At 69.4% G+C, this 23,182-nt stretch carries 23 protein-coding genes; 8 read left to right on the forward strand and 15 right to left on the reverse strand.

Translation table 11 applies throughout. The annotated features are described in order from the left end of the window. Positions 1 to 48 precede the first annotated feature (48 nt). The 9 genes from VF092_11775 to VF092_11815 form a co-directional block, all read right to left on the reverse strand. Positions 49 to 1,104, reverse strand: a complete 1,056-nt coding sequence (locus VF092_11775; protein ID HEX6747961.1) for a PDDEXK nuclease domain-containing protein — start codon at positions 1,102 to 1,104, stop codon at positions 49 to 51. A gap of 211 nt (positions 1,105 to 1,315) precedes the next feature. Further along, on the reverse strand, positions 1,316 to 2,485 hold the full coding sequence (locus tag VF092_11780) for a saccharopine dehydrogenase C-terminal domain-containing protein (protein HEX6747962.1): 1,170 nt from the start codon (positions 2,483 to 2,485) through the stop codon (positions 1,316 to 1,318). 356 nt (positions 2,486 to 2,841) lie between these two features. Next, positions 2,842 to 3,570 carry an HAD-IA family hydrolase gene (locus VF092_11785; protein ID HEX6747963.1) on the reverse strand — a complete coding sequence of 243 codons (729 nt, stop codon included), beginning with the start codon at positions 3,568 to 3,570 and terminating at the stop codon, positions 2,842 to 2,844. A gap of 22 nt (positions 3,571 to 3,592) precedes the next feature. Next, the gene (locus VF092_11790) at positions 3,593 to 4,219 is read right to left on the reverse strand and encodes a flavin prenyltransferase UbiX (protein ID HEX6747964.1); all 627 of its coding nucleotides are present in this window, start codon (positions 4,217 to 4,219) and stop codon (positions 3,593 to 3,595) included. After that, complete coding sequence (locus tag VF092_11795) at positions 4,216 to 5,133, reverse strand: UbiA-like polyprenyltransferase (protein ID HEX6747965.1); 918 nt, start codon at positions 5,131 to 5,133, stop codon at positions 4,216 to 4,218. Before VF092_11795 ends, VF092_11790 begins: the two co-directional genes overlap by 4 nt. A gap of 7 nt (positions 5,134 to 5,140) precedes the next feature. Then, positions 5,141 to 5,455, reverse strand: coding sequence for a hypothetical protein (locus VF092_11800; GenBank protein HEX6747966.1), 315 nt, complete (start codon positions 5,453 to 5,455; stop codon positions 5,141 to 5,143). A gap of 2 nt (positions 5,456 to 5,457) precedes the next feature. Further along, complete coding sequence (locus tag VF092_11805; GenBank protein ID HEX6747967.1) at positions 5,458 to 6,945, reverse strand: menaquinone biosynthesis decarboxylase; 1,488 nt, start codon at positions 6,943 to 6,945, stop codon at positions 5,458 to 5,460. 282 nt (positions 6,946 to 7,227) lie between these two features. After that, positions 7,228 to 7,503 carry a hypothetical protein gene (locus tag VF092_11810; protein HEX6747968.1) on the reverse strand — a complete coding sequence of 92 codons (276 nt, stop codon included), beginning with the start codon at positions 7,501 to 7,503 and terminating at the stop codon, positions 7,228 to 7,230. Further along, a complete protein-coding gene (locus tag VF092_11815; GenBank protein HEX6747969.1) occupies positions 7,500 to 8,237 on the reverse strand; it encodes a class I SAM-dependent methyltransferase in 738 nt (245 codons plus the stop codon). Before VF092_11815 ends, VF092_11810 begins: the two co-directional genes overlap by 4 nt. A gap of 157 nt (positions 8,238 to 8,394) precedes the next feature. Between VF092_11815 and VF092_11820 the strand changes: the two genes are divergently transcribed. The 5 genes from VF092_11820 to VF092_11840 all read left to right on the forward strand — a co-directional run bounded on the left by VF092_11820 (position 8,395) and on the right by VF092_11840 (position 12,137). Next, positions 8,395 to 8,985, forward strand: coding sequence for a sigma-70 family RNA polymerase sigma factor (locus tag VF092_11820; protein ID HEX6747970.1), 591 nt, complete (start codon positions 8,395 to 8,397; stop codon positions 8,983 to 8,985). Between the two features lie 182 nt (positions 8,986 to 9,167). After that, positions 9,168 to 9,788, forward strand: a complete 621-nt coding sequence (locus tag VF092_11825) for a hypothetical protein (GenBank protein ID HEX6747971.1) — start codon at positions 9,168 to 9,170, stop codon at positions 9,786 to 9,788. Next, the gene (locus VF092_11830; GenBank protein ID HEX6747972.1) at positions 9,778 to 10,986 is read left to right on the forward strand and encodes a polymer-forming cytoskeletal protein; all 1,209 of its coding nucleotides are present in this window, start codon (positions 9,778 to 9,780) and stop codon (positions 10,984 to 10,986) included. The genes VF092_11825 and VF092_11830 overlap by 11 nt, the downstream gene beginning before the upstream one ends. Beyond that, entirely contained in the window at positions 10,979 to 11,860 is an 882-nt protein-coding gene (locus VF092_11835; protein HEX6747973.1) for a LiaF domain-containing protein, read from the forward strand. The genes VF092_11830 and VF092_11835 overlap by 8 nt, the downstream gene beginning before the upstream one ends. A gap of 31 nt (positions 11,861 to 11,891) precedes the next feature. Continuing rightward, complete coding sequence (locus VF092_11840; protein HEX6747974.1) at positions 11,892 to 12,137, forward strand: hypothetical protein; 246 nt, start codon at positions 11,892 to 11,894, stop codon at positions 12,135 to 12,137. A 125-nt stretch (positions 12,138 to 12,262) separates the two neighbouring features. Here the strand turns inward: VF092_11840 and VF092_11845 are convergent, their stop codons facing one another. The 4 genes from VF092_11845 to VF092_11860 form a co-directional block, all read right to left on the reverse strand. Then, the gene (locus tag VF092_11845; GenBank protein ID HEX6747975.1) at positions 12,263 to 13,378 is read right to left on the reverse strand and encodes an Mrp/NBP35 family ATP-binding protein; all 1,116 of its coding nucleotides are present in this window, start codon (positions 13,376 to 13,378) and stop codon (positions 12,263 to 12,265) included. Positions 13,379 to 13,553: 175 nt separating this feature from the next. Continuing rightward, the gene (locus VF092_11850; GenBank protein HEX6747976.1) at positions 13,554 to 13,937 is read right to left on the reverse strand and encodes a VOC family protein; all 384 of its coding nucleotides are present in this window, start codon (positions 13,935 to 13,937) and stop codon (positions 13,554 to 13,556) included. A gap of 1 nt (position 13,938) precedes the next feature. Beyond that, entirely contained in the window at positions 13,939 to 14,364 is a 426-nt protein-coding gene (locus VF092_11855; GenBank protein HEX6747977.1) for a hypothetical protein, read from the reverse strand. 121 nt (positions 14,365 to 14,485) lie between these two features. Next, positions 14,486 to 14,704, reverse strand: a complete 219-nt coding sequence (locus VF092_11860) for a NifU family protein (GenBank protein ID HEX6747978.1) — start codon at positions 14,702 to 14,704, stop codon at positions 14,486 to 14,488. A gap of 310 nt (positions 14,705 to 15,014) precedes the next feature. On the opposite strand from VF092_11860, the gene pruA reads away from it, so the two are divergent. Beyond that, entirely contained in the window at positions 15,015 to 16,643 is a 1,629-nt protein-coding gene (gene pruA / locus VF092_11865; protein HEX6747979.1) for an L-glutamate gamma-semialdehyde dehydrogenase, read from the forward strand. Positions 16,644 to 16,930: 287 nt separating this feature from the next. Here pruA and VF092_11870 read toward each other — a convergent pair whose 3' ends face one another. Continuing rightward, entirely contained in the window at positions 16,931 to 17,503 is a 573-nt protein-coding gene (locus tag VF092_11870; protein ID HEX6747980.1) for a BsuPI-related putative proteinase inhibitor, read from the reverse strand. Positions 17,504 to 17,755: 252 nt separating this feature from the next. Between VF092_11870 and ppdK the strand changes: the two genes are divergently transcribed. Beyond that, entirely contained in the window at positions 17,756 to 20,431 is a 2,676-nt protein-coding gene (gene ppdK / locus VF092_11875) for a pyruvate, phosphate dikinase (GenBank protein HEX6747981.1), read from the forward strand. 210 nt (positions 20,432 to 20,641) lie between these two features. Next, positions 20,642 to 22,084 carry an ATP-binding protein gene (locus VF092_11880; protein HEX6747982.1) on the forward strand — a complete coding sequence of 481 codons (1,443 nt, stop codon included), beginning with the start codon at positions 20,642 to 20,644 and terminating at the stop codon, positions 22,082 to 22,084. Positions 22,085 to 22,177: 93 nt separating this feature from the next. On the opposite strand, the gene VF092_11885 is transcribed toward VF092_11880, so the two are convergent. Then, positions 22,178 to 23,182, reverse strand: a 1,005-nt coding sequence (locus VF092_11885) for a hemolysin family protein (protein HEX6747983.1), incomplete at its 5' end; no start/stop codon positions are given.

The raw sequence follows: 23,182 nt of genomic DNA on the forward strand, positions 1-23,182 counted from the left end.
TTGTCCTGACTGTGTAATAGTGCAGGCGCCGCTTGCACTATTGCACAATCAGGACGACGCGTCGTGGGCGCTGGCCGGCCGCATCACGGATTCGACCTCGGCGGCGAGCTCGGCCGCGGTCGGCAGGACGCCGCGGAACGGTGCGGGGAGCGGGCCTTGCAGCCGGTACGTCGCCACGCCGATCGGGCGCGTGATGTCGCGAAGCGAGTACTCCACCACCACGTCGTTGCGGTCGGTGCAGAGGATGATGCCGATGCTCGGCTGGTCGGCAGCTCCACGCAGCTGATCGTCGAGCGCGGCCAGGTAGAAGTTCATCTTGCCGACGCTCTCCGGAACGAAGCGTCCGACCTTGAGCTCGATGGCCACGTAGCAGTGCAGCCGGATGTGGTAGAACAGGAGGTCCAGGAAGAACTCCTGTCCGCCCACCTCCAGCCGGTGCTGCCGGCCCACGAACGCGAAGCCCACCCCCAGCTCCAGCAGGAAGTTGAGGATGCGTTCGGTGAGCGCCCGCTCGATCTCCTGCTCGCGCACCTCTCCCTCGAGCGTGAGGAACTCGAACGAGTAGGGGCTCTTCAGCAGCGCGGAGGCGAGGTCCGAGTCCGGCGGGGGCAGCGTACGGTCGAAGTTGTGGATCGCGCGCCCCTGCCGATGCACCAGGCCGCTGCCGACCTGGTGCAGCAGCACGTTCCGCGACCAGCCGTTCTGGATGCACTGGCGTGCGTACCAGAGCCGCTCGGCGGGTGACGGGACCTTCTCCAGAAGGGTCACGTTGTGGTACCAGGACAATTGTGCAAGCACCTCCTGCACAATTACACAGTCCGGCCACTCTTCCGCGAACCTCTTCATGTACTTGAGGTTGCGCGGCGAGAATCCCTGCTGGCCGGGGAACGCGGCGCGCAGGTCGGCGGCCAGGCGATCGATCACCCTCGTGCCCCACCCCTCACGATCCTGGCGCTCCACCAGGTCGCGGCCGATCTCCCAGTACAGCAGCACTAGCTCGCGGTTTACGGACACCGCCGCGCGCAACTGCGCCGAGCGGATGCGCTCCTTCAGCGCGTGCAGGAACTCGTGGTAGACGTCGGGCACGGGAACGAGCGTGGCCATGGACGCATCCGAGTTGAACGTGTGGAGCAATTCTTTAGGGACCTAAGATGCTATCTCATGTGCTGCTTAGTGTCAAGTTCTCCGTTTTGGACGGCTCGTGAAGCAGCAACGCCTCCGGTCCGCCGGGGACCGGAGGCGATCTGTCGTGCTGAATGTGCAATTGTGCAAGCGCCGCTTGCACTAAGCTACACCCCTGACGCTTTAGTCGCGACTAGCTGTTTGTCGCGGCGGCGCCGGTGAGGCGGGTTTCGCGGATGTCGATGCCGCGCTGGCGCAGCGCCTCGATGTACGGCTCGGGCGGGACGCCCTCGTCCGGCGTCCACACGCCGGGCTCCACGTCGCCCGCGGCCTGCAGCGCGCCGGTGATCGCGAGCGAGTAGCCGGTGGTGCGCATCATGGCCGTGATCCCCGTCTCGGGATCGAAGCGGTCGAGCAGGTCCCAGCGCAGGAGCAGGTCGTCGCCGTCCTTCTCGCCCTCCACCTCCACGCGGAGCGCGACCAGGTCCGGGCTGCGGCGGGGGTCCTTCGTCAGCTTCTTCCCGGCGACGGCGATGAACAGGTCGCGCGGGACCACGCGCTGGCCCTTGACGTCGACCGGGTCGAGGCCGAGCAGCCCGAGCTCGCGGACGGCCTCCATGATCTTCGCGTGGCCAGGGTAGCGCAGCGTCTTGTACTCCATCGTGGGCACGTCGCCCTCGTAGCGCTGTGCCATCGTCGACAGCCCGCCCGCGGTGTGGAACGCCTCGAGCATGCCCACGCCGGGGAAGTCGATCTCCTCGATCTCCGAGAGGGCCGTGACCTGCATGGGCTGGCCGTCGCGCAGGACCCAGGAGAGCGTAGTGTAGTAGTCGAGCACGCCTTCCATGCTGTACACGATCTGGTAGTTCAGCGGCGGCTCGGGGCTCTGCGGCAGCCCGCCTACCTTGATGCGCACGGCGCGCACCGTGTCCATCCGCCCGATCCCGTACTGCGCCAGGATGTTCACCATCCCCGGCGCCAGGCCGCTGTCGGGCACCGCGCTCACGCCGCGCTCGCGGGCGCGCTCGTGCTGCCCCTTCTGCTGCAGCACGATCTCGGTGTTGCCGCCCAGGTCGCTGTAGTGCGCTCCGCAGTCGATCGCGGCGACCAGCATCCCCAGGTTGAAGTGGTAGGGGAAGGCGTTCATCACTGCGGCGGCGCCCTCCATCACGTCGCGCACGGCGCCGCGGTCGTTGGCGTCCAGCCGCACGGCGGTCAGCCGGCTGCCCAGGTACGGCTTCAGGAACTCGGGAAGCGCGTCCACCCGCTGGTCGGCGATCACCACGTCGTGGTCGGTGTGCCTGAGCAGGTCGTACGCGCACGCGCTCCCCTGCTGACCCGCTCCGAGCACCAGCATCCGCATGATGCAGCTCCTTGATTGGCAAAAAGATCGAAGGTCCCGGACGCGGGGCGGCGCCGGGACTTGGGCACGCAGGCGCGGCACCCGGCCGCGCGCGAGAGGCGCGGATTATAGCGGACGCGGCAGGCCGACGCAAAGCGGGCGCCACCCTCCCGCGCAGGAACACGGCTTCGCGGGAGATGGTAGATCGGCGCGGGGATCAGCGAGCCTGCGACGGGGAGAGGTGGATGATGCGGAGATGGAGATGCGCCCGTATCACCCCCTGAACAGACGAATCTCACGCGGAGCCGCGGAGCCGCGGAGGAACGTCTGCACTCCTCCGCGGCTCCGCGTCTCCGCGTGAGAAAGCTTTGAGCGCCTTACTCGCCGGGGGAGACGAGGTCGAGCACGTCTTCCTGGCGATGCAGCAGCACGTCGGGCCGCTCGGCCAGCAGCGCCTCGCGCGGGAAGGGGCCCCAGAGGGCGGCGGCCGTGCGGGTTCCCGCGGCGCGGCCGGACGCCATGTCGTGCGGGCTGTCGCCAACGAACAGCGCCTCGTCCGCGGACACGCCCAGGCGCTCGAGCGCGACGAGGACGGGGTCCGGGTGCGGCTTGGGGTTGCCGACGTCCTCGGGGGTGATGATGACGTCGAAGTGGTCGGTGATGCCGCAGAGCCCCATCCCCCGCAGCGTGCTGCGGCGATGCTTGCTGGTGACGATGGCAAGGGCGACGCCGCGCCGCGCCAGCTCCGCCACCGTCTCTGCCGCGCCGGGGAAGGGGCGCAGCAGCTCGTCGTGGATCTGGTCCTGGAACGCGCGGTAGGTGTGGAGCATCGCCTCGGCCTCGCCGTCGTGGCGGGCGAAGCGGGCGATCTGCGTCTCCAGCGGCGTTCCGAAGCCGGCCAGCCACTCCTCGTCGGGCGGGCACTGGCCGAGGTGCGTGGACATCGTGTGGCGGTAGCAGCGCATGATCAGGTCGGTGCTGTCCGCCAGCGTCCCGTCGAAGTCGTAGAGCACGGCGCGCACGCCGTTCTTCGTCGCAATCACCATCGATCCCCATCTGAAAACGATGAAGCGCCCGCGCGGCAGCTCGCCGTCGGCGCTTCGCATCTCCCAACAATACGCCGGAGATCTACGAGCCGTTCCCGTCCCTTGTCCCCTGCTGTTCTCCGCTGTGCCAGCGGCGGCCGACGGCGTGCTCGATCTCCAGGTGGTCCAGCACGCGCGCCACCACGAAGTCGACCAGGTCGTCGATGCTGCGCGGGCGGTGGTAGAAGCCGGGCGCGGCGGGCATCACGGTGGCGCCGGCACGCGTCAGCCGCGTCATGTTCTCCAGGTGCACCAGCGAGAGCGGCGTCTCGCGGGGGACGAGGATGAGCGGGCGGCGCTCCTTCAACGCCACGTCCGCGGCGCGCTCGACCAGGTTGCGCGAGGTGCCGGCGGCGATGGAGGCAAGGGTGCCCATGCTGCACGGGCAGATCACCATCCCGCGCGACGGCGCGGAGCCGGAGGCCGGCGTGGCACCGCGGTCCAGCGCGTCGTACAACTCCACGCGGCTCCAGTCGCCCGTGGCGGCGCGCAGCGCGTCGAGTCCGTCGATCCCCGTCTCTTCGGCCAGCAGCCGCCAGCCGTAGCTGGAGACGATCAGCCGCAGCGGCGTGCCCGTCTCGTTGAACGCGCGCAGCAGCCGCACCGCGTACGGCGCGCCCGACGCCCCCGTGATCCCGAAGGTGACCGGCGCGCCGGGCGTGCTCCTCACCGGAACACCCTCTCCGCCAGGACGATCAGGAAGAACACCACCGAGATAGCGCCGTTCACGTTGAAGAACGCCGCGTCGATGCGCGAGAAGTCGTCCTTGCGCACCAGGCTCTGCTCGTAGGCGAGCATCACCGCGATCACTGCCACGCCGAAGAAGTAGAGCAGCCCCAGGTCCGCGTCCAGAAACCCCAGCGCGGCGAAGCAGGCGGCGCTGAGGAGATGGAGGACGCGCGACACCGCCAGCGCGCCGCCCGCGCCCAGCGCGGCGGGGACGGAGTGCAGCCCCTCGCGGCGGTCGAACTCGATGTCCTGCAGCGAGTAGAGGATGTCGAACCCCGCCACCCAGCAGAGCACCGCCCCCGCCAGCGCGAGCAGCATCGCCGGCGGCTGGCTCCAGCGCCCGGCGACAGCCAGGTACGCGCCCACGGGGGCGATGGCCAGCGCGAACCCGAGCACCAGGTGCGCCCAGCGGGTGAAGCGCTTGGTGTACGAGTAGAAGAACACCCACCCCAGCGCGAACGGCGAGAGGATCAGGCAGATGCGGTTCAGCAGCGCCGCGCAGAGGATGAACACCACGCTGGCGATGACTACGGAGATGGTGGCCTGCGACACGGTGAGCTTCCCCGCGGGGATCTCGCGCATTTGCGTCCGCGGGTTCCGCGCGTCGATCGCGCGGTCGGCGATGCGGTTGAAGCCCATGGCCGCGAAGCGCGCGGCGGTGAACGCCGTCAGGATCAGCAGCACGTCCACGACGGTGATCGCCGCGTGGTAGCTGGCCAGCGTGGCGCCCACCAGCGCGAACGGCATGGCGAACAGCGTGTGCGGCAGCTTGACCAGGTTGCTGTAGTCCACCAGCCGCCCGGTGCCGCGGATGTGCTGGCCTTCCAGCCGCTCCAGCTTTGCGTCGCTCGACATCTCCACCTCAGTTCACCGGCACCGCACCTGGTGCCTGGATGTGCCTGCATCCGCCGTAAACTTTCACGTCGATCGCACCGCGTGAAGTCGTGCAGCGAAAGCTGATCTGCTCGTACTTGCCATCGACCTTCTTCAGCACGCGGACGCGGAGTGGTCGCGGTTTCCGCGGGCGATCGGGATCGAGTCCCCACCGCGCCGCGGAGAACGCACACACTCCGGCGAATACCTGCTCCGACGTCGTTCCAGGCGGCGGGAACAGGCGGACGCCGTCGCGCTCCCACGTGCGCCAGTCGGTCGGGTCCGGAGCCGGCTTGTCGTTCATCATCACTCCAGCGGTTCGATGCCCAACCTGTCCCACAGCTTGTCGACGCTCGCCTTCACGTCCTCCGACATCTCGATCAGGTCGGGCCAGGGGCGGGTGAAGCCTTCCTCGGGCCACTTGCGTGTGCCGTCGATCCCCATCTTGCTGCCGAACGCGGGGAGCTGCGACGAGTGGTCCAGGTCGTCCACCGGGCCGCGGGTGAAGCGCACGTCGCGCTCGGGGTCAATGTTCCCCAGCGTATACCACCATGCCTCGAAGGGGTTCTGCACGTCGATCCCCTCGTCCACCACCACGATCACCTTGGCCAGCGACATCAGCCCCATCCCCCACAGGCCGTTCATCACCTTCCACGCCTGCCCCGGGTACTCCTTGCGGATGGAGACGAAGACCAGGTTGTGGAAGACACCCTCCGGCGGCATGTGGTAGTCCACGATCTCTGGGATCGTGAGCTTCGCCAGGGGGAGGAAGATGCGCTCCGTGGCGCCGCCCAGGTACACATCCTCCACCGGCGGCCGGCCAACGAGGGTGGCGGGATAGACGGGATCCTCCCGCATCGTCACCGTGGTGACGTGGAAGACGGGGTACGGGTCCTCGAGCGTGTAGAAGCCCGTGTGGTCGCCGAACGGGCCCTCGATGGCCAGCTCCTCGTCGGTGTCGACATAGCCCTCCAGCACGATCTCCGCCTCGGCGGGGATGGTGAGGTCCGCGGTGATGGCCTTCGCGGTGTAGACCGGCTCGCGGCGCAGGAAGCCGCCGAACAGGTACTCGTCGATCCCCGGCGGCAGCGGCGCGCTCGGCGTGTACATGGTCGCCGGATCGCCGCCGATGGCGACGACGACAGGCATCTTCCCCCCGCGCTTCTTCTTCCACGCGCGGTAGTGCGCGGCGCCGCCCTTGTGCCGCTGCCAGTGCATCCCCGTGGAATCGGGCCCGAACACCTGCATGCGGTACATGCCGATGTTCTGCACACCCGTGTCGGGGTCCGCGGTGACTACCATCGGCAGGGTGATGAAGGGGCCGCCGTCCTTCGGCCACGTCTTCAGCACGGGGAGCCGCGTGAGGTCGAACTCGCCCTCGCGCAGGATCACCTCCTGGCAGGGCGGGCGCCCCTTGTACGGACGCGGCGGCACCTTGGCCAGCTCGGCCAGCTTCGGCAGCAGCTGCACCTTCCCCCACAGCCCCTTGGGGATCTCGGGCTTGATCAGCTCGGCGATGCGCGTCGCGTGCTCCTCGACGTCCTTCACCCCCAGCGCCTCGGCGATGCGCCGCCAGCTGCCGAAGACGTTGATGGCCACGGGGATGTCGCTCTCCGTGCCGTCCATCAGGATGGGGCGCTCGAAGAGCAGCGCGGGGCCGCCGCCGGGAAGCTTCATGGTGCGGTCCGCGATCTCCGCCATCTCCAGGTCCACGGAGACGGGGTGCCGCACGCGCACCAGCTGTCCGGTGCGGTCGAGGTGGCGGAGGAACTCGCGGAGGTTCTGGAAGGCCATCTATCTGCTGGTCTGGAACGAATCTCTGACGCCGGGCCGACCATCGATCGCTGCGCAGCCTCCGGTCCGCCCTCACCCGGCTCGCTTAGGCTCGCCCCCCTCTCCCGATAACGGGAGAGGGTTGAGACACACGTCTACATCTGCACGAGTTACCTACATCCGCCCGCGTCGAGCTCTGCGCCTCACGCGGATGCCGATGCCCCAGTCCCGCAGGGACTTTGTGCCGTTGTTGCCGCGAATTCATTCGCCCGGCAAGCCCCGGGCGGGTGGAAACTCTCCGGCCTACCTCGCCACCACCGTCTGGGCGACGATCATCAGCAGGCCGTAGGAGAGGTACATCACCCCGCCGATGAGCAGCGCGCGCTTGGCGATCTTCATCTGGTAGAGGCCCACGGGGTCGAAGAACCCCTCGGGCTTCCACAGCGCGCCGGGGTTGATCGGCACGCCTTCGAGCTTGTGGCGCGTCCACGCCAGCACCTGCAGCGCCGCCGACGCCACGCAGCAGGCGATGAACGAGAAGAAAAGGAGCGTGCCGAACGTCGCCAGGAAGCGGGTCACGCGCGCACTCCCCAGTGCAGGGCCGCGATCCCGCCCGACAGCGTCTTCCACCCCACCTCGCGGAAGCTGGCGCGCTCCAGCTTCGCGGCCAGCTCCTTCGGCTCGGGGAACTCGCGCACGCTCTCGGGAAGGTAGGTGTACGCGGTGTTGTGCTTCGACACCAGGCGGCCGACCAGCGGCAGCACCTTCAGGAAATAGCCGAGATACAGGGCCCGGAACGGCTGCCACTGCGGCGTGGTGAACTCCAGGATCACCAGCCGCGCGCCGGGCTTGAGCACCCGTGCCATCTCCGCGAGCCCCGCGTCGAGATCCGCCAGGTTGCGCACGCCGAACCCGACCGTCGCGCCGTCGAACGCGGCGTCGCCGAAGGGGAGGGTGAGCGCGTCGGCGCAGGCGGGCTCGATCGCAAGCTTTTCCAGCTTCGGCGCGCCCCGCTCCAGCATGGCGAAGGTGAAGTCGCTCCCCACCACGCGCCCGCGGAAGCCGTCGCGGCGGGCGAGCTCCACGGCCAGGTCCAGCGTTCCCGCGCAGTTGTCCAGGTACGTCCCCGCGGGCGCGCGCTCCCACCCCAGCCGGTCGACGGCGCGGCGGCGCCACGCGCGGTCGACGTTGGCGGAAAGGAGGTGGTTCAGCAGGTCGTAGCGCGGCGCGATGGAGGAGAACATCCGCCGCACCGCGGCCGCCTTCTCCTCGCGCGCCGGCAGCACCGCGGATCGCGCGGCTGGGGTCGGCATGTCGTAAATCCGTCTCTCCCTGTAGAATAGAGGCCGGGAAAGCTATCCCCCGCCCCCCTCGCGAGCAAGGCTGCGGCGCCCGGCTGAAACTCTCCGCGCGCCGACGCCGTAGGGTGCGCCCGAGGGTTGGGAACCTTGCCTCACTGGCATCAAGAGATTGAACGCGACGTCGCTTACGGATCACGATCTCGTCGTCCGCGCCCAGAAGGGAAGCGAGAAGGCGTATCGCGAGCTGCTCGGCCGCTATCAGCGCCCGGTGTTCTCCCTTATCTACCGCATGGTCCGCGACCGCGAACAGGCCGAGGACCTTGCGCAGGAGACCTTCGTGCGCGTGTTCAACAACATCGACCGCTACGACCCGGCCTACAAGTTCTCCAGCTGGATCTTCAAGATCGCCACGAACCTGACGATCGACTACATCCGGCGGAAGGAAGTGCCCACGGTCTCCCTCGACGGCTCGCGGTATGCGACCAGCGCCGAGGACATCGAGGCCAGCACCATCACCGTGGAGAGCGACGAGGAGAACCCCGAGGAGCTGCTGGAGGCGCGCGAGTTGGGCGCCGAGATCGAGCTGGCCATCGGCAAGCTGCGGGCGGAGTACCGGCAGGCCATCGTGCTGCGGCACATCGAGGACCTGCCGTACGAGGAGATCGCGCAGATCATGGCGCTCCCGCTGGGCACGGTGAAGACGTACATCCACCGGGGGCGCAAGGAGTTGCAGGAGATGCTGGCGCACACGCGGGTGTAAGGAATGAGTCCTGAGTCCTAAGTCCTAAGTCCGGGTGGGTTCGGCGTGGACTTCGGACGCGGGGGCCGGGGACTGGATGGAGCACCAAGGACTTAGGACTCAGGACTTAGGACTGAGATTCTGAAACCCGAAGGCAGCTGCTCACGTAGGGAGCCACACATGGAAGCCGGACGAGGAACACCGTGACGAACGAAACCGCACATCTGCCGAGCTGGACGCTCGAGGAGCTCGCCGAGGACACCCTCTCCCACGCGGAGAAGGCCCTCGCGCTGGAGCACGTGCGCCAGTGCCAGCAGTGCGCAGCCGAGGTCGACGCGCACCGCGCGCTCTTCTCGGCGCTCGGCCGGCTTCCCACCTGGAACCCATCGCCCTCGTTCGCCGACGCGGTGATGGCGCGGGTGCTGCTGCCCGCCGCCGTTCCCGAGGCGGTGCTGCGCCGGCGCTGGCTGCCGAAGACCGCGCGCGGATGGATGATGGGCGGCGTGGGCGTGCTGGCCCCGCTCCTTCCGCTGGTGGCGCTCCTGGGCTGGCTGACCGGCCAGGGGATGACGCCCGGCGCGCTGTTCGGCGTGGCCCGCCACTGGGTGACCGACGCGGTGTGGGGGCTGCTGGTGCGGGTGACTGGCGCGGTGGTCCGCAGCGGCTTCTGGGAGTGGCTGGTGACCACCGGCAACAACCTGGTGGGCGGCACCCGCGGGCTGTCCGCGGCGGCCGTGGTGTTCGCGATCGCAATCCCGCTCTCGGGCTGGATGATGGTACGACTTCTCAGGACCCCGGTTGGGGGGATGACCCATGCGCACTGATATCCTCAAGTTTTCCGCGCTGGCGCTGGCGCTCGCGTCGGCACCCGCGCTCCGGGCGCAGGGTGCCCCCGCCGCCCCGCCGGCTCCGGCCGCGCAGGCGGCCCCGGCTCCGGCCGACGTGATGCCGCCGCCCCAGGCGCCTGGCGCCCCGGCGGCGCCCGAGGCGCTCGGGCCGGCCACGGCGGCGCCCGCGCCGGCGGTGCCCCAGCCCGAAGGCAGCCAGATCTCCCTCAACGGCCTGACCATCCCGCGCGGCAAGGTGGTGGACGGCGACGTGGTGGCCCCGTTCGGCGATGTGCGCGTCGAGGGCGAGGTGATGGGCGACGTGACGGTGGGCAAGGGCGACCTGATCCTGGCCAACGGCGCCACCATCCACGGCGACGCGGTGGTCAACGGCGGCGGGCGGCTGCTGAACGAGGGCGGCCGCGTGTTCGGCGAGATGCGGGTGAACAGCGACGCCGACGAGGGCGGCGCCGACGCGGCCCCCGGCCGGGGCGAGCGCGCCCGCAGCGCCGAGGCCATCCGCATGGGCCGCGGCTGGTGGGGCTCCATCGGCGAGGGTGTCGAGGGGCTGATCTCCACCCTCACGCTCGGCCTGATCCTCTGCGGGATCGGCGCGGCCATCGTCTTCTACGCGCTGCCGCAGCTCGAGCGGGTGAGCCACACCGTGCGCCGCGACACGGCGCGCGCGGCGGGGATCGGGATCGCGGCCAACTTCCTGTCGATCCCTGCCTTCATCATCGGCATCGTGGTGCTGTGCGTGACCATCGTCGGCATCCTCCTCCTCCCGCTCTTCATCCCCCTGTTCTGGGTGGCCATCGCGGCCGCGGCGGCGTTCGGGGTGGTGGCGGTGGCGCACGCGCTGGGCGAGCGCACCGCCGAGCAGAGCGGCTCGTTCGAGTCGCTGCGGCGCAATGCCTACACCTACGTGTTCACCGGCGTGGCGGTGCTGCTGGTGCCGCTGTTCTTCGCGCACCTGCTGGAGCTCACGGGCTTCCTGGGGTGGCTGGGGGACCTGGTGGAGCTGCTGGGGAACCTGATCCTGTGGCTGGCGGCCACCATCGGCTTCGGCGCGGTGGTCATCACCCGCGCCGGCACGCGCGCCGGCTGGCCCTGGCGGCCGCGGGCGGGCGGGTACGACCCGATCTTCGACGAGGAGCCGGCGTTCGACCGTGCCGGGAGCGCGGCCGGTGTCTGACCTCCGCCGCCCCGCCCGCGCCGTCCTGGCGCTGACGGCCGCCGCCGTGCTCGCCGGGTGCGGGCACGAGGCCGAGGCCAACCAGCGCTCGCACCGCATGCGCAGCATCACCAGCGCCCGGCAGGTGCAGGGCGAGAAGGCGCTGGACGTGCGGGTGCAGTACGGCTTCGGCACGCTGGAGGTGCAGCCCGCCGCGGGCGACCTGCTGTACCGGATGGACCTGCGCTACGACGACCAGCAGTTCCGCCCGGTGTCCGAGTACGATCGCGCCGCGGGGAAGCTGCGGTTGGGGGTGGAAGGCCGCGAACGCGGCGGCCGGGGCGAGCACGGCGACGCGGAAGACGAGCACGCCAGCGTCTCGCTGGCGCCGTCGGTGCCGATGGACCTGTCGCTGCAGTTCGGCGCGGGGAAGACCGAGGCGGAGCTGGGCGGGATGTCGCTCACCAGCCTGTCGCTGACGACGGGCGCCAGCAACACCGTGGTCGCCTTCTCCCGTCCCAATCGCGTGCCCGCGCGCCAGGTGAACGTGCAGGCGGGCGCCGCGGAGCTGCGGATGACGGGGCTGGGGAACACGCGCGCCGAGCGCTTCGAGTTCCAGGGCGGGGTGGGCCAGGCCACGCTGGACTTCAGCGGCGCGTGGGACCGCAACGCCACGGCGCGGGTGCAGATGGGCGTGGGCGCGGTGCGGCTGCGGCTGCCGCGCTCGCTGGGGGTGCGGGTGAGCAAGAGCTCGTTCCTGTCCTCCTTCGACCCCACGGAGATGGTGAAGCAGGGCAACGCCTGGTACTCGCGCAACTGGAGCCAGGCGCCGCACCGGCTGGAGATCTCGATCGACGCCGCGGTGGGGTCGATCGACATCGACTGGGTGGACTGAGACTTCAACGCGTGCTGCCTGGAGGGGACCGATGATCGGCGCGCTGGTGGGATTTGTCGTGGTGGCGGTGCTCGCGGTGGTGGCCCTCGTGGCCGTGATCGCGCTGCTGGGGGTGGTGATCGGGGTCGTGGCGGGGCTGGTGGGGCTGGCGTTCAAGCTGCTGCCGTTCCTGCTGCTCGGCTGGCTGGCGGTGAAGCTGATCCGCCGCGTGGAGCGTCCGCGCCGTGGCGTGCTCTCCGCACGGGACCGCGCCTGGCTCGACTCGCCGAGCTACTGATTGCGATCGCGATGGATGATGAAGCGGGCGGGGATCTCTCGATCTCCGCCCGCCTCTCTTTTTGCCTCACGCGAGGATTCAATATCAAAGTTCTCCGCGTCTCCGCGCCTCCGCGTGAGAATCCTCTAGACCGCCGCGGGAACGCCGGCCTCGACGAGCTCCGCCACGCGGTCGGCCACGTGGCGCAGCGCCTCGGCCGCGGGAGCGTGCGGGTCGGAGACGAGGATGGGGACGCCGGTGTCGCCGCCCTCGCGCACCGCCACCTCGATGGGAATCTCGCCGAGCAGCTCCTGCCCCGTCTGCATCGCCAGCCGGCGGCCGCCGGCGCGCCCGAAGATCTCGTAGCGCTCGCCGCAGCAGGGGCAGACGAAGCCGGCCATGTTCTCCACGATCCCCAGGATCCGCGTATTCACCTTCTCGAACATCTTGATCCCCCGCAGCACGTCGCCGGTGGCCACGTCCTGCGGCGTGGTCACCATCACCACGCCGTCCAGGCGGATGCTCTGCACCAGCGAGAGCTGCGCGTCGCCCGTCCCCGGCGGCATGTCGACGATCATCCAGTCCAGCTCGCCCCACTCCACCTGCTCCAGGAACTGCTTGAGGATCCCGGAGATCATGGGGCCGCGCATGATGGCGGCCTGCTCGGGCTCCAGCAGCAGCCCCAGGCTCATCAGCTTCACCCCGTGCTGCTCCAGCGGCAGGATCTTCTCCTGCCCCTTCTCGCCCACCACGGCCGGGCGCCGGTTCTCGCCGAACATGGTGGGGATGTTGGGCCCGTACACGTCGGCGTCCAGCACGCCCACCCGGCGCCCGCCCTGCGCCAGCGCGATGGCCAGGCTGGTGGCGACGGTGCTCTTCCCCACGCCGCCCTTGCCGGAGCTGACCGCCACGATGTGCCGCACGCCGGGGAGGAGCCCGGGCTTCGGAGTCGGCGCGGGAACGTTGCCGGCGCGGAGCGCTTCCTTGCGCGTCTGCGGGCGGCCCACCGAGGGGAGCGTGATGTCGATCTTCACCTTCCCCACGCCCTCGACGCTTTCGGCGGCGGCGCGGGCGTAGCGCACCAGCGTGCCGGGGTCGTCGGCCTGCAGCAGGAAGCGGAAGCGCACGGTGCCGTCCTCCAGCACGTCCAGCTCGCGGACGCGGCCCGAGGAGACGACGTCTTCGCCGGTGGCGGGGTGGGTCACCTGCGTGAGGGCCGCGGCCACCCGCCGGAGCACCTGGTCACGCTGCTCGTTGGTCATATCAAGAAGTACGAGAGTACGGGATTTCGAGAGCACGGAACCGCATCCGCCGCCCTCCGACGCCGCGGATGCACGCGATTACACCCGGCGGGCGAATCGGATCGGTTCGCGGGAGAAGGATATACGAAAGCCGGCGCCCGTGCGAGGCGCCGGCCTTCGATCGCACCCCCGGGGATCACATCCCCGCGGGCGGCTGCCAGAGCTCGAAGCGGTTGCCGTCGGGGTCCATCGCCCAGCCGAAACGGCCGAAATCGGAGTCCTCGACCTTGTCGTCCACCTGCACGCCGGCCGCGCGGAGCTGCGCCAGCATCGCGTCCAGGTCGCGCACGCGGTAGTTGACCATGAACGAGTTGGTGGACGGCTCGAAGTACTTCGTGTCGGCCGCGAAGGGCGACCAGATCGTCGCGCCCGACGACTCCTCCGCTCCCTCGCCCCAGCGGAAGGCGGCGCCGCCCCACTCCTGCACGTCGACGCCCAGGTGGCGTGCGTACCACTCGCCCAGTGCCTTGTGATCCTTCGACTTGAAGAAGATCCCGCCGATTCCGGTCACTCGCTCCATCTCAATTCTCCTGAGTGTTCGGTTCCTTGGCTTCGATTTCACTCTGCAGAAGGAGCCGGTTTTCTCCTTTCGGCAGCAAATCTGGATCATCGCCATGAGTGAACCACAAGGTACCATCCTCGGCGTCGTCATCCGGACCCGGGGAGCGGTTCGAAACAATAATAGGTGGCCGTTTGGCCAACTCCCTTTTCAAGTAATTGATGTCCTCGCCGTGTGCCTCGAGACGACTAAGAAGTTCATCTTTCTGCCCGTGCAAACGGGCTATCTCTTCCTTTGCTGCTTCCAGACGTTCCTTGTTTGCGTCCAACGCTCCGCCCATAACAGCACGAGTGACGGCAGCAGACACACTAATCACGATTGCCGCAAACACAGTAAACACTTCGGGATTGGCAGCGATAACGGCCCAGTACTCGTGCAGGAAATCCATGCATCCGCCTCGGAAGCTAAATGAGGAACGGCGTGTAGCTGATCTGCTTTGAAATTATAACACAGCGCCCGCGCGGCGATGAACCGCGGCAGGCGCTGATGCTCTCGCGGCGGGGGGCGAATCAGATCGCCAGGACCTCGCGCACCTCGGGGATGGCGGACTTGATGCGGCGCTCGATCCCCTGCTTGACCGTCATGGTGCTGATCGGGCAGGCGCTGCACGCGCCCACCAGCCGCAGCTGCACCACCCCGTCGTCGAACCCCACGACCTCGACGTCGCCGCCGTCCTCGCGCAGCGCGGGGCGGATGGCGTCCAGGGTGTCTTCGATCTGCGCGACGATGCTCATTCGTGCCGGCCCGGAGAAGTGGAAGCGCCTGTCCGAGCGCAATTTACCCCTCTCCGGGTCAAGGGTCAAGCCGATCCTGTCAGCAGCAGCCGGTTGCGCCGGTGCGGATGGCGTCGTCGGTGTCCCGGCAGGCACGCCCGTCTCCGTGCGCGGATCGTAGCTCGGGTCGTTCGGGCCGCGGATGCGGATGCTGCGACTCCACCTCGAGCGCGTCGACGGTCTGGAGGCGGCGCGACGGGTGGCGAGGGGTTGACGGCCTCGGTAGCTTGTTCGCCTCCGTGAACGAGACTACAGGAGATGGGTGATGAATAGCATTCCGCAGGTGCCGCTGCCGCGCAACGAGCCGGTGCTGGGCTACGCGCCGGGGTCACCCGAGCGCGCGGAGCTGAAGGCGGCGCTCAAGGTGATGGCGTCGGAAGAGATCGAGATCCCGCTGATCATCGGCGGGCGCGAGGTGCGCACCGGCGACACCGACACGCAGGTGATGCCGCACGACCACGGGCACGTTCTCGCGACGTACCACAAGGCCGGCGAGGCCGAGGTGCGCGAGGCGGTGAAGGCGTCGCTCCAGGCGCAGCGCGAGTGGGCCGCGTGGCCGTGGGAGGACCGCCTGGCCGTCTTCCTCCGCGCCGCCGACCTGCTCGCCACCTCGTGGCGGCCGGTGCTGAACGCCGCCACGATGCTGGGCCAGAGCAAGACCTCGCACCAGGCCGAGATCGACGCCGCCTGCGAGCTGATCGACTTCTACCGCTTCAACGCGGCCTTCGCCGAGCGGCTGTACACCGAGCAGCCGCAGTCCGGCCCGGGGATGTGGAACCGGCTGGACCACCGCCCGCTGGAGGGCTTCGTCTACGCGGTCACGCCGTTCAACTTCACCTCCATCGCCGGCAATCTGCCCACCGCGCCGGCCATGCTCGGCAACGTCGCGGTGTGGAAGCCCGCTGCGACCACGGTCTACAGCGGCTGGTACATCATGCGGCTGCTGATGGAGGCGGGGCTGCCGCCGGGCGTGATCAACTTCGTCCCCGGCGACCCGGTCGCCACGTCGGGCGTGCTGCTGAACGATCCCCATCTCGCCGGCGTGCACTTCACCGGCTCCACCGCGGTCTTCCAGAACATCTGGCAGACCGTGGGCGACAACATCGCCAGCTACAAGAGCTACCCGCGGCTGGTGGGCGAGACGGGCGGGAAGGACTTCATCCTGGCCCACGCGAGCGCCGATCCCGCGGCGCTGGCGACGGCCATCGTGCGCGGCGGCTACGAGTTCCAGGGGCAGAAGTGCAGTGCGGCCAGCCGCATCTACGTCCCCGAGTCCATCTGGCCGCAGGTGCGCGAGCTGACGCTGGGGATGATCGGCAAGATCCGCGTGGGCGATCCGACCGACTTCCGCAACTTCATGGGCGCGGTGATCGACCGGAAGGCGTTCGACAAGATCAGCGGCTACATCAAGCACGCGCAGCAGGCCGACAACGTGGAGATCATCGCCGGCGGCGGGTTCGACGACGCCAAGGGCTACTTCATCGAGCCCACGCTGGTGGAGGTGAAGGACAGCGCCTACCGGCTGATGTGCGAGGAGGTGTTCGGCCCGGTCGTCTCGCTGCACGTCTACCCCGACGCGAAGTGGGCCGAGACGCTGAAGATCGTGGACCGCACCACGCCGTACGCGCTGACCGGCGCGGTGTTCGCCAACGACCGCGCGGCGCTGGTGGAGGCCGACCGTGCGCTGCGGTTCGCGGCGGGCAACTACTACATCAACGACAAGCCGACGGGCGCGGTGGTGGGCCAGCAGCCGTTCGGCGGGGCGCGGGCCAGCGGCACCAACGACAAGGCGGGATCGATCCTGAACCTGATGCGCTGGATCAGCCCGCGCGCCATCAAGGAGACCTTCGCCCCCGCGCGCTCGTTCGAGTACGCGTTCATGGCGGAGGAATAGGAGCAGCGATTCTGCTCAAGTGCGAGGCCCCCGGCTGGCTCAGCCGGGGGCCCTTTTCCTTTTGGCATGGTGGCGCGCCGGTGGACCTGCCGACTTTACCGAACAGTGACGGGGCAGGAAGTGGCGATCCTTCTACAGTGAATAAATGGCCTCCCTTCAGAGAGGGAGAAACGCTCCCTCCAGAAAGCGCGTTATCTGGGAGGCTCCGATGGAGTTCTTGAACGATGAGATGTTGTTTGGTGTGCTTGAAGTTGCGGCGAAGCTGGTGCTTAGGTTTCTTCCCGAACTCATTGAATTATTAGCACACTTCTCCACGCGCTCGACGCCTCACCGAGGCCGGCGGGGATGGTGGCGCGGATGCGGTAAGTGCCGGAGGCGACGCGCTGGCCGGCGTCGTTCGTCTGGCTCCAGGTGTAGCCGGAGCCGCGCATCTCGTTCGGCCGGAGCGTGGCGGATGGCACCGGACTCGTTTTGCCTCCGTGGCGGCTCCGGCGCCACACTTCCGCGCCGTGCGTGTCAGTGATGACGATGTCGGGCCCGGCGGACGGTACGCTCTCCGTCTCCTGCCCGCGGTTCACCAGCGTCGCGGCGATCTGCACCTCCTCGCCGGCGCGGACGCGCGCGGGGATGTCCAGCAGCACCGTCACCGGCCCCGCCGTCGCGGCCGTATCCTGCGCCGTATCAGCCACATCCGCGCGCTCGCGCCCGCATCCCGCGGCGAGCGCGAGCACGAACGTCAGCACGATCCCAAGAATCTTCATCACCAACCGAAAGCAGTTGATCAGGTAGTTGCCAGCACCGAAATCGTATCGCCCGCGGGACATCGCGGCGAGGCGACGCCCGAAGCCCGTCGCGAGCACGAATGCATCGTCCGCGCGATCGCCGGTAGTCCGCGAAGGCGCCGCGAAGGCGGACTTCGTGTGGTTGTTGCGGCGAATTCATTCGCCCCGCCATCACCTTGTTCCCAACATCATCCATCTCCCCACACCACGGCGAAATCTCCCGCTATCCTGCAGCTGTTGGCGGCGCCAAACTTGCCTCGAAGGCTCTTCGAGCAGGCGCACGCCGCCCGCTCGGCACAGCCCGGCTGACCACCCATCCGCGCCACGACCATGTCCAACCAATACGTCTACTTCTTCGGCGCCGGCCACACCGAGGGCGACGGCGGCATGAAGGACCTGCTGGGCGGCAAGGGCGCCGGCCTGGCCGAGATGGCCCGCATCGGCGTTCCCGTTCCCCCCGGCTTCACCATCACCACCGAGGTCTGCCGCCTCTACCTGCAGGGCCACAGCTACCCCGACGGCCTGCGCGAGCAGGTGGCGGCGGCCGTGGCGCGGCTGGAGGAGGCGGCGGGGAAGCCCTTCGGCGGCGGCGACTTCCCGCTCCTCGTCTCCGTGCGCTCGGGCGCGAAGTTCAGCATGCCGGGGATGATGGACACCATCCTCAACCTGGGGCTGAACGACGCCACCGCCGCCGCCCTCGCCGCGGCCACGGCCAACGAGCGCTTCGCGTGGGACAGCTACCGGCGCTTCGTGCAGATGTACGGCGACGTGGTGCTCGGCGTCCCCGCGGCCGACTTCGAGCGGCTGCTGGACGAGCGCAAGGACGCGCGCGGCGCCGTCCACGACACCGACCTCTCCGCCGACGATCTCCGCGAGCTGACCGCCGAGTTCAGGCAGCTCGTCGCCGAGCGCACGGGGGAGCCGTTCCCCGAGGACCCGCAGGCGCAGCTGTGGGGCGCCATCGAGGCCGTTTTCCGCTCGTGGGACACGCCGCGCGCGAAGGCGTACCGCCGCGTGAACGGCATCTCCGACGACCTGGGGACGGCGGTGAACGTCTGCGCCATGGTGTTCGGCAACATGGGCGACGACAGCGCCACCGGCGTCTGCTTCACCCGCGATCCGTCGACCGGCGAGAACGTCTTCTACGGCGAGTTCCTGGTCAACGCGCAGGGCGAGGACGTGGTCGCCGGCATCCGCGACCCGCTTCCCATCTCGCGGATGGAAGAGGTGATGCCGCGCGCCTACGCCGAGTTGCTGGAGGCGCGGACGACGCTGGAGCGGCACTTCCGCGACGCGCAGGACCTGGAGTTCACCGTCGAGCGCGGCCGGCTCTACCTCCTGCAGACGCGCGGAGCCAAGCGCACCGGCCGCGCCGCCGTGCGCATGGCGGTGGAGATGGTGGACGAGGGGCTCATCCCCATCGACCGGGCGGTCCTCCGCGTCCAGCCGGAGCAACTCGACCAGCTGCTGCACCCAACGATCGATCCGGACGCCGACGTCCGCGTGCTGGCGACGGGGCTCCCGGCCTCCCCCGGGGCCGCGTCGGGACGCGTCGTCTTCAACCCCGACGTGGCGGCGGCGCGCGGCTTCAGCGAGCCGGTGATCCTGGTCCGCCGCGAGACGAGCCCGGACGACTACGAGGGGATGGTGGCCGCGCAGGGGATCCTCACCTGCCGCGGGGGGATGACCAGCCACGCGGCGGTCGTGGCGCGGGGGATGGGGAAGTGCTGCGTGGCCGGCGCGGGCGGGATCGAGATCGACGAGGCGCGCGGCCGCTTCGCCGCCGCCGGCGAGACGGTGGGCGAGGGAGACTGGATCACGCTGGACGGCACGACGGGGCGGGTGATCCTGGGGAAGGTGCCCACGGTCACCCCCGAGCCGACCGACCACTTCCGCCGGCTGATGGAGTGGGCCGACCAGTTCCGCACGCTGAAGGTGCGCACCAACGCCGACACCCCCGCCGACGCGGAGGTGGCGCGGAAGTTCGGGGCGGAGGGGATCGGGCTCTGCCGCACCGAGCACATGTTCTTCGAGGGCGACCGCATCGACGCGGTGCGCGAGATGATCCTGGCCGAGAACGCCTCCGGCCGCGCCGTAGCCGAGCTCAAGCTCCTCCCCATGCAGCGCGGCGACTTCGAGGGGATCTTCCGGGCGATGGACGGCCTTCCCGTCACCATCCGCCTGCTCGACCCGCCGCTGCACGAGTTCCTCCCGCACGCCGACGCGGAGATCAAGCACCTGTCGCGGAAGCTGGGGATCGCCTCGGCGCAGCTGCGCGCGCGGGTAGACGCGCACCACGAGGCCAACCCCATGCTGGGCCACCGCGGCTGCCGCCTGGGGATCACCTACCCCGACATCACCTGGATGCAGGCGCACGCCATCTTCGAGGCCGCGGTGAACGTGGCGGCGGAAGGCGTCACCGTCTGCCCGGAGATCATGGTCCCCCTCGTGGCCACGGCCGAGGAGCTGCGCCGCCAGCGGCGGATCATCGACGAGGCGGCCGAGGAAGTGTTCGAGCAGGCGGGCCGGCGCGTCGACTACATGGTGGGCACGATGATCGAGCTTCCCCGCGCCGCGCTGACCGCCGACGAGATCGCCGCCGAGGCGCAGTTCTTCTCCTTCGGCACCAACGACCTCACGCAGACCACCTTCGGCCTGTCGCGCGACGACTCGGGGCGCTTCCTGCCGCAGTACGTGGAGCAGGGAATCATCCCCCACGACCCCTTCCAGTCGCTCGACACCGGCGGCGTGGGCAAACTGGTGGAGATGGCGTCGCTCCTCGGCCGCGGCGCCCGCGCGGAACTCAAGCTCGGCGTCTGCGGCGAGCACGGCGGCGACCCGAAGTCGATCGCCTTCTTCCACGGCGTGGGGCTGAACTACGTCTCCTGCTCGCCGTACCGCGTCCCCATCGCGCGCCTGGCCGCCGCCCACGCCGCGCTCCAGGACCCGCGCCTCAAGGAGCCGCAGATGGTGCACAAGCGCGAGGAGCTGGCCGCGGCGGATTGAGCGCCCGCGGCTCCCATGCCCCGGATCGCAATCACCCGCGGCCTCGTTCCGGCCGCGGGTTCTTTATGGTCGCAGGAAGAATGCGGAGCAAGGGAGCCTTGACTGCAAGCCCCGAAGTTCCAAAATTGGAAGTTCCACCGAAGGAACTTCCACGGGTGGAACTTCTTGTGGTGGAACAGGGGGGTGTCTCGTCTGCCGGAGTCACAAGCAATGGAGACCCGCAAGCCGTCCGAGCTGTTCGACCGCGAGGCGGAATGGCGTACGCTGGAATCGCTGTGGTCGAAGCCCCGCCCCGACCTGATCTTCGCGGTGGGCCGGCGCCGCGTGGGCAAGAGCTTCCTGCTGACGCGCTTCGCGGAGCAGGTGGGCGGCATCTACTACCAAGCGACCCGCAGGACCGAAGCGGAGCAGCTCGCCAACCTCACGCAGATCATCGGAAGCCACTTCGACGATCCGGCGCTGCAGCGAGGCGTGGCGTTTCCCGCGTGGGAGGATCTCTTCGGATACCTCACGGACCGCGCGGACGGGAACTCGTTCCTCCTGGTGCTCGACGAGTTCCCGTACCTCGCCGGTGCGGCGCCGGCGCTGCCGTCGATCGTACAGAGCCTGTGGGACCACGACTGGCAGCGGACCCGTCTGAAGCTGGTGCTGAGCGGCAGCTTCATCAGCGCCATGAACCGCCTCGAGCAGATCGATCAGCCGCTCTACGGACGGCGCACCGCCAAGCTGCTCATCGGTGCGTTCGGGTTTGCCGACGCGGCGCGGTTCATTCCCGGTTATTCGATCCGCGACCAGCTCCTCGCGTACGGCCTCTTCGGCCATCTCCCGGGGCACCTGGCGCTGATCGACCCCGCGCGTTCCCTGGCCGAGAACGTCGCGGAAACGATGCTGACGCCCACCGGACGCCTGGCGGACGAGGCGCAGCACATGCTCGACGCGTTCGCGTCCGACGCCCACGTGCACTACTCCATCATCGCCGCGATCGCGGCCGGGGAGCAGACGTGGAGCGGCATCACCAAGCGCGTCGGCCGGTCCGGAGGGGCGCTCCTGCGGCCGCTGCAGTGGCTCGAGGAGATGCAGGTGATCGCCCGCGTGGCACCGGTGACGGAGTCGAATCCGCAGCGCTCGAAGCGGACGCTGTATCGCATCGTCGATCCGTACACCGCGTTCTGGCACCGGACGGTGGCGCGGCTGGTCAACGCGGGAAGCATCGGGCTGGCGGAGCCGGCGAGGCTCTGGGAAGAGGCGGTCGCGCCGGTCCTGGACGACTACATGGGCCCGGTGTTCGAGGAGATCTGCAGGGATTTCGTGCGCCGCACCGACCGCCTGCCGTTCCGCCCCCTCCGCGTGGGCGAGTGGTGGGCCGCCACCTCCGACGACCAGGTGGACATCGTCGCCCTGGGCGGCAAGGGCCGGTTGCTCGTCTGCGAGTGCAAGTGGGGGCGAGTGACGGGATCGCACCTGGCGTCGCTGAGGCGGCGCGCGCAGGCGGTGGCGGCCGAGCTGGGCGGCGTGGTGCAGCTTCACACCGCGCTGTTCACGGCCCGCGGCGATGCGGATGACGATGTGCGGCGTGAGGCTGCGTCCGGTGCGACCCTGCTCTTTTCGGGCGAGGACCTTCGCAGCCCGATGACGAAGGCCTCGACGAGCTGACTCGCAATAACCAAAGTTCCACTGATGGAACTTCCACTAGTGGAACTTTGCGTATCTTATTGAATGGCTTGAGATTTCCGTTTCGGCAGGGTCCTACGGCTCCTCGCCGGGGGGCATGGCGGGCTGGCGGGGCGGTTTGAGGAGCGTGGCGGCGGCCTCGCGGACGCCGTGGCCTTCGACGGCGGTGACCTCGAAGCGCACGTCGTCGTACTCCACCACGTCGCCAACCGCCGGAGGGCGGCCCAACAGGTCGAGCACCAGGCCGCTGACGCTGTCGACCTCCTCGTGCTCCAGCACCACGCCCAGGAACTCGCCCACCTCCTCCACGCGCACCGTCCCCGCCACGATCGCGCGGCCGCGCTCGTCGCGGTACAGCTCGGGGCGGCGGGTGGCGCTCTCCTCGATGTCGCCCACCACCTCCTCGAACAGGTCCTCGATGGTCACGATCCCCGCCGTGCCGCCGTGCTCGTCCATCACCACGGCGAGCTGGGTGCGCGCGGCGCGCAGCGCGGCCATCACCTCGTCGATCGTCGCGGTCTCGGGAACGAAGGGGACCTCGCGGGCGTCGTGCTCGTGCACCGCGCGGCGGTTGCGCAGCCGCCGGAAGAGGTCCTTGATGTGCACCATCCCCAGGATGTGGTCCAGGTCGCCCCGGTAGATGGGGTAGCGAGTGTGCGGGTGCCGCCGCACGATGCGCACGACCTCGTCGAAGGGCATCCCCACCCGCAGGCCCGTCACCCGCACCCGCGGCACCATCACCTCCCCCGCGGTCAGGTGCGCGAAGTCCAGGAGCTCCTGCACCACCGCGGCGCTCTCGCGGCGCAGCATCCCCCCCGCCTGGCTCTCGCGCACGATGAAGCGCAGCTCCTCGGGGGTGCGCACGTGCTCGTGCGCGTGCCCCTTCCGGTCCACGCCGGAGAGGCGCAGCAGCGCGTCGCCGGCGAAGCTCAGGAAGGCGATCAGCGGGCGCGCCACCGTCTGCACCGCCAGGAGCGCGGGGGTCACCAGCGACGAGGTCTGCTCCGGGCGCTGCAGGGAGATGGACTTGGGGATCATCTCCCCCAGCACGATGTGCAGGTAGGTGAGCGTCACCACGGC

It is taken from the genome of Longimicrobium sp. (genome assembly GCA_036377595.1).
Classification (GTDB): Bacteria; Gemmatimonadota; Gemmatimonadetes; order Longimicrobiales; family Longimicrobiaceae; genus Longimicrobium.

Bases quoted from the DNA above. Each gene is read 5' to 3' on its own strand.
- VF092_11795 (HEX6747965.1), bottom strand. From the start codon at position 5,133: ATGTCGAGCGACGCAAAGCTGGAGCGGCTGGAAGGCCAGCACATCCGC.
- VF092_11840 (HEX6747974.1), top strand. From the start codon at position 11,892: ATGATCGGCGCGCTGGTGGGATTTGTCGTGGTGGCGGTGCTCGCGGTG.
- VF092_11815 (HEX6747969.1), bottom strand. From the start codon at position 8,237: ATGCCGACCCCAGCCGCGCGATCCGCGGTGCTGCCGGCGCGCGAGGAG.
- VF092_11780 (HEX6747962.1), bottom strand. From the start codon at position 2,485: ATGCGGATGCTGGTGCTCGGAGCGGGTCAGCAGGGGAGCGCGTGCGCG.
- VF092_11800 (HEX6747966.1), bottom strand. From the start codon at position 5,455: ATGAACGACAAGCCGGCTCCGGACCCGACCGACTGGCGCACGTGGGAG.
- ppdK (HEX6747981.1), top strand. From the start codon at position 17,756: ATGTCCAACCAATACGTCTACTTCTTCGGCGCCGGCCACACCGAGGGC.
- VF092_11850 (HEX6747976.1), bottom strand. From the start codon at position 13,937: ATGGAGCGAGTGACCGGAATCGGCGGGATCTTCTTCAAGTCGAAGGAT.
- pruA (HEX6747979.1), top strand. From the start codon at position 15,015: ATGAATAGCATTCCGCAGGTGCCGCTGCCGCGCAACGAGCCGGTGCTG.
- VF092_11785 (HEX6747963.1), bottom strand. From the start codon at position 3,570: ATGCGAAGCGCCGACGGCGAGCTGCCGCGCGGGCGCTTCATCGTTTTC.
- VF092_11880 (HEX6747982.1), top strand. From the start codon at position 20,642: ATGGAGACCCGCAAGCCGTCCGAGCTGTTCGACCGCGAGGCGGAATGG.
- VF092_11845 (HEX6747975.1), bottom strand. From the start codon at position 13,378: ATGACCAACGAGCAGCGTGACCAGGTGCTCCGGCGGGTGGCCGCGGCC.
- VF092_11855 (HEX6747977.1), bottom strand. From the start codon at position 14,364: ATGGATTTCCTGCACGAGTACTGGGCCGTTATCGCTGCCAATCCCGAA.
- VF092_11775 (HEX6747961.1), bottom strand. From the start codon at position 1,104: ATGGCCACGCTCGTTCCCGTGCCCGACGTCTACCACGAGTTCCTGCAC.
- VF092_11830 (HEX6747972.1), top strand. From the start codon at position 9,778: ATGCGCACTGATATCCTCAAGTTTTCCGCGCTGGCGCTGGCGCTCGCG.
- VF092_11805 (HEX6747967.1), bottom strand. From the start codon at position 6,945: ATGGCCTTCCAGAACCTCCGCGAGTTCCTCCGCCACCTCGACCGCACC.